Annotated in this window: 1 protein-coding gene; it reads right to left on the bottom strand. The window is 42.0% G+C overall.

Going from position 1 to position 5,918, the window contains the following annotated elements:
- A partial coding sequence (locus tag VTH8203_RS18975; RefSeq protein ID WP_158296191.1) for a tandem-95 repeat protein occupies window positions 1-5,918 on the bottom strand: 5,918 nt, incomplete at both ends.

The following is a 5,918-nucleotide window of genomic DNA, read 5'->3' as shown; positions in this document are numbered from 1 at the left end:
AGGTCACGGTATCGCTAGTGCTGCGATGGCTGACTGAGATTGGCTGATTGACCACGTACTCAGAGGCTTGTGTGAGACTCACTTGCCATGGCGTTAAAGCACTAACTGTGGACGACACACTGCGCTCATCGGAGATTAGCTGAGGCAATATTGCACCACTTGCATCAGAGCGTGCGACTAAGACACGGATATCTTGTCCGTTCTCGTTGCCCGATAGCTTATAAGAGGCGTTATCTTGTCCGATGTTGCTCCAGATGCCAATCGACCCGGTTGTTCGGCTTTGCCACTGGTAAGAAACCCCTGGTGGCATTGTGTCTTTGACCAGCGAACTGCCTGAGAGCAGAGCCGTTACTGTTTGACCATCTTGCAGTGGCGTGGTGCCATTATTAATGGTGACAACATCGTAATAACGTTCACGCACCGTTGTATCGGTAGGATCACTATTGTTTAACCATGCACTGGTTCGGGTTGAATAAAGATTTGTGTTGTTATTTACCGTCACAACCAGCATGTGCTCGAAGTTAGAATCTGAGCCTGTGTTTAATGAATAGCTGCTATTGGTTGCGCCATTGATTGCTTCAGCATTATTGGCAAAGTCACCACCCACAGGGATGCGATACCATTGATAGCTTTCTGTGCCTGTGGCAGAAGTATCTTGCAGATACTTGTCTAGCCATAACATTGACCTTTCAGAAAGTTCCAAGATATTACTTACGCTATCGAAGTCTAAGACTAGCCTTTCGAGTTTAGGCCCAGTATGCTGCACAACTTTTTCAGTTTTATTGGTATAAAGTGGGCTTAATCTGATGGTATTGTCTCTAATCAGGCTCATGGTTATTTGTAAACGTAAATACTGATCATTCTCACTAGATGTAGTGACAAAACGCGCTTCAGTGGCATTGTTGCTAATCGGTGTCCAAGTCTGTCCATCTGCGCTGTATTGCCATTGATATTCAGTTTGAATGGTCGCGTTTTGCGCAGTGATCTTAACGATATCGCTGTCTAGCAATGTAACGTCTTGGCCTGTCGATACTAATGTCGGAGCGATAGAGAGACTCAAATCGTTAGCGAGTGTCGTTAGCTCCTGAGAGTTCGCTTGAGCTTCAACTGGTGAGGTGATAATACTTCTTGAGATTAAGCGTGTATTACCATTTAGGTACTCGACGGTAACACGTAATGCTAGACCCACATCCAATTGCGTTGGTACATAACTGCCATCAGATTTAGCGGTTAATGGTGTAAGGCTATTATCAAGATTCACGCGCTGCCAGTTGACGTTACGCGCAGTAAATTGCGCAGGGGCAGGTGATGCGCTCAAGTGGGAAAGAATGTTTTGGACAATGCCTTGTTGAGGAATAGCTAAGCTATCAAAGCTAATATCATAATTTGTTGTAGCACTAGTGACACTGATCGATTCATCAGAGGATTTTTCACTCGTGGTTAAAGTACTTGTATTTTGTGCTTGGATTTGAAGACGGTATTTACTGCCAACTTGAAGTCCCGATAGTGATTGGTAATTACTCAGTTCTGAACCGAAATCTTGCCAGCTTGTACCATCATGCTCTTGCCATTGATAGGTAATATCGACTGGCTCATTAGCTTCTATATTACCAACATCTGTTAAGATACTGTCTTTATTCAATAAATCTACAGTGTCCATGGTCATTAATGGATCATCAAAGTCCAATAATGGGGTCAGTACACGAACCAGATTGACCGGATCGCTTGAGAAAGCGAAGTCACTTTCTAACGTACGAGAGATAGTAGAGTCAGCTCGACTGATTTGTTCAGCAAAGACCGTGATAGAGCTTGTCCCTGCAGGAATCGAAGATAGATTTGAGTAAGTAATGTTTGGTTGTAAATTAGAGATATAGCTGTAATTTACATCATACTCAGCATTAGCTGGAGGAGGCCCATAGATTTCTGAAGCGTTAGCAGACGCCAAATTGGCTGTCGACCCGGTGGTGACGGGAGGCATTGGTGTAAAGGTAATCACACTATACCAGCTGTCCATATCAGTGGTTCGCGTAATGCCAATAGTCGCGGTTTGGTTCGTGCTAAGATTGCCGTCACTGACTTCTAATTCAACAGTGAGCTGAGTAAGATTTTGATTGTCATCATTAATGGCAGCAATTGCAGCCAACGTCGGGTTCACGCGGAGGTTAACTAAATCGAGTGTAAACCAATTATTAGGGTCGTTGATGATAGTAACGTTTAATGTATTGTTTTCAGGATCGATAATTTGATAACTCAGAAGCTCCGTTTGGCGGCTAACCTTATTTTCGGTGATCCCTCCAGCGATTGGCGTTAAAGTGATCGTCGGCGCATCATTGACTGGTTGAACATCAATGGTCATGGTTGCTTCATCAGAGTAACCGCTTGAATCATCATCCATGATTTCGAATTCAAATGTCGTATCTTGATCATCATTCAAGTTACTTTGATAGGTTAAATTACCAATATCTGTAAAGTCTATTTCGTTACCGACTTGCACTAACGAATTGTTATAACGCAGCTCGCCACGAGGTAATGCCGTTATTTTAATTTTATCTAGCCCGTCGTTTTCAGGATCACTATAAGTAATATCGCTTTCTTGGAAGGTATAGAGTGTGTCCTCATTTATGGTTATAGATAAATTCGGATCAATGGTCGGAGTGTCATTGATAGGGTTAACGTTAATTGTCATCGTCGCCTGAGAAGAGTCACTATTACCATCATTAACAGTGAACAACATGCTGTCATTAGTATCTTGGTTTTGAGCTGTTTTATAGGCATATTGGTCAATGTCATTGGTTAAAATCGTGACGGGATAACTGCTAACAATCGTTTCATTTCCATTGAAATTGCCACTCATATCAAAATAGATAACGCCGCTGGCGGGTTGATAGAGTGCTACGCTGGCCATGGCGTTGCTCTCAAGATCGGTGTAACCAAAATCGTTCTGAGTGAATGGCGAAAGGGTATCTTCGTCCACTTGAATTGAACTCGCGATCGCATCCGGTGAGTCGTTAACCGCTTGAATGTTTATCACCATCGTTGCGATATTTTGTGAGAATTTGTCGGTACTTTTTAGTTTGTAGGTGAACTGGGTATTCTCTTCTCGGTTATTACCAGGAGTATAAGTCAAGTTCGCGATATCACTTTCTGATACAGTGTCATTTCTAGACAGTGGCTGCCCATTAATACTCAGTTCGCCATGAGCGGGTAAGGTTTCTAATGAGATCTCAGTAAATTCAAATAATTGGTTGGCGCTTGCGTTATTATCGTGATCAGGGTCGCTATATAAGATCTCCCCGTTGGCAGGGGATGGCGTATTGTTACTTGATACGACAGATTGAGTAAACGATGAGTAAGGCGTATCTTCAGTGACGTCAATAAAACCATCGATAGCTGCTGGGTGATCATCTTGAGGATCAATATTTATCACCAGCGTTCCCGTGTTTTTTGATTGACTCTGTCCATCGTCGACTTTGTAGGTAAAACTGGTTTGTGTCGTGTCATTTTGGTCGTTGAGGTAACGCAATTGGTCTATATCGGCACGTGAAATTGTAAAAGGAATCTGAGAGTTATCGATGACAGTTTCATTATTACTATTATCAATTTTTTTCAAAGTACCATTATTAGGGATACTTTCAATAATGAGACTTTCCATAATGTCACTGTTGTCATCATCGGTGAACATAAGGTCAATAACAGCGGTTGAAAACGCATATTCGATGTCTTCAGTCACATTAATGGTATGATTGACGGCAACAGGAGTATCGTTAATATTAGTGACGGTTATTGTCATCGTCTCAATATTTTGGGAGAAATCAGTACCGTCAAAGACTTTAAAATTCAACGAAGTGGTATTTACATCATTGAGTGCGGTTTGATAAGTGAGTTTATTGGCATTAATGTCGCTAACGGCAATTTCATCACCCGCTGATATGGCGATGCCATCTAATTGGAGTTGTCCCTGATTGGGTAATTGAGTGATAGTAACCTTGGTCAGCGCATCACCCTCAATATCATTAAATTGAAAATGCGCATAACTTATCGGGAAAGGAACGTCTTCATCAACGGTTATGGCACTGGACAGTGCCACTGGTTCATCGTTGACTGGTTGAATGTCTAACGTTAGGGTCGTATCTGTTGACCATTGTTGACCATCTGATACTTGATAAGAAAATACCTGAGAGCTGAAGCTGTCTGCTGCAGGTTGATAACTCAATTGCCCATTAGTAATCTCGTTATAAAGCACCTCTTGGTCTGGCTGAGTTATTTGTGTATTGTTGAGTATTAAGTCACCATTAGCCGGAAGTTGAGTGATTTTAATAGCGCTTAAATCAGGGCTTTCCTCATCCGAAAAACTAAAGTTGCCAATCCTAAACACATGAGAAGCGTCCTCTTTAAGGGCAACGGTTCTAGGACTTGCTGTAGGGGCATCATTGACATTGGTAATGTTGACAGTCCAGTTTTTATCAATTGTTTTACCGCTACCGTTATCATCGACACTGAGCGTTAAGGTATCTAACGTTTGTTGACTATTGATCGTATTAATACCCGTTTGTGTCAACTGAAGAGAGTCACCGCTAAGGACGAAATGACCATTACTATTATTAGTTAGTCTAATGTTTCTTGCGTCATTTTCGCCTTTGTCATTTATAGAGAAAGTAGCAAAAGTATAAGGCGCTGTAACCAAGTTATCATCTTCCAATATAGATTTGGCTTGAACAATGTCGATGCTTAGCTCGTCCTCAACATTATCAATATTAACCGTGAATTTGTAGGATGCCGCACTGTCATCTTCACCATCATTGAGTTTAAATTCAAAAGTAGAATAGTTAGCGCCAAATTCATCCACGTCAAATACGAATGTCAACTCACCATTATTTAATTGAGCTAGCGTAAAAGAAGAAGGGCTTGTTATCGATGAGCCGTTGGACTTAAGCTCACCTTTACTAGGTAGGCTTGTAACAATAATGCTTTCAAGCGAGTCGCTAGTGTCGACATCATTAAACGTGAAGTGTGACGCAGCAAACGTAAATGGTGAGGTGTCTTCATTAATGGTAATGCTTTCATTCTGGCCTGTTGGCGCATCATTAGTATTATTGACGGTTAAAAGCCATTGTATATCATCACTCTTGTAACCATCAGTGACGTTTAAATTTATAGTGTGATCGCCGACATCTGCATTGGTTGGCGTACCAATAACTTGTTGATTAGTAGCATCCCAGTTTAGCCAAGTAGCCCCTGTTAACGTAACGGTTAACTGTGAATCGGTATGATCAACATCGCTAATTTGAGGTTGATATATGTAGGATGTGTCTTCATCAATGTTTAGCGTTGGAGTGGTGGCGGAGATCACAGGCGCATCATTGACCGGAGAGATAGTGATGGTCATGGTGGCGGTTATAGAATTATTTTGACCATCACTGACACTAAACCCAAAATCCCCTTGATTATTACTGTCTGCCACAGGCTGATAAATGAGCTCACCATGGGCAATGTTTGCCACATCGATTACTGCATTTGTTGTGACAGGACTTGAGCCTAATAATAACTGCCCCCGACTGGCATCTGGTAAACTCAAAATAGTGATAGAGGATCTTATATCAGCGTTATCTTGATCTGAAAAAGTGAAATCATTTTCAGTGAATACTAAGTTGTTATCTTCTTGGGTGCTGAGTGTATTATCCGCTGTTGTTGGGATATGTTTATTGAGATCAAAACTGTCCCAGACACCATCGCTGTCGCTATCGAGCGTGACTGTGGTTAGCGTATTAGCAAGCGTCTGGATATCACTTTCAGTGAGTGCGGTTGAATAAGCCGCGAAGGCATAAATGCCATCCATGCTATCAAGTTGGGTGATGTTGCTGTCACCTGATGCATCCTTAGCAAAGAGTCCTATTGGCGTCGCTGGACTGCGAATGGCG

Source organism: Vibrio thalassae, assembly GCF_900089835.1.
Lineage (GTDB): Bacteria > Pseudomonadota > Gammaproteobacteria > Enterobacterales > Vibrionaceae > Vibrio > Vibrio thalassae.
The sequence above is the reverse complement of the archived record's forward strand: the minus strand, read 5'-3'. Positions and strand labels throughout refer to the sequence as shown.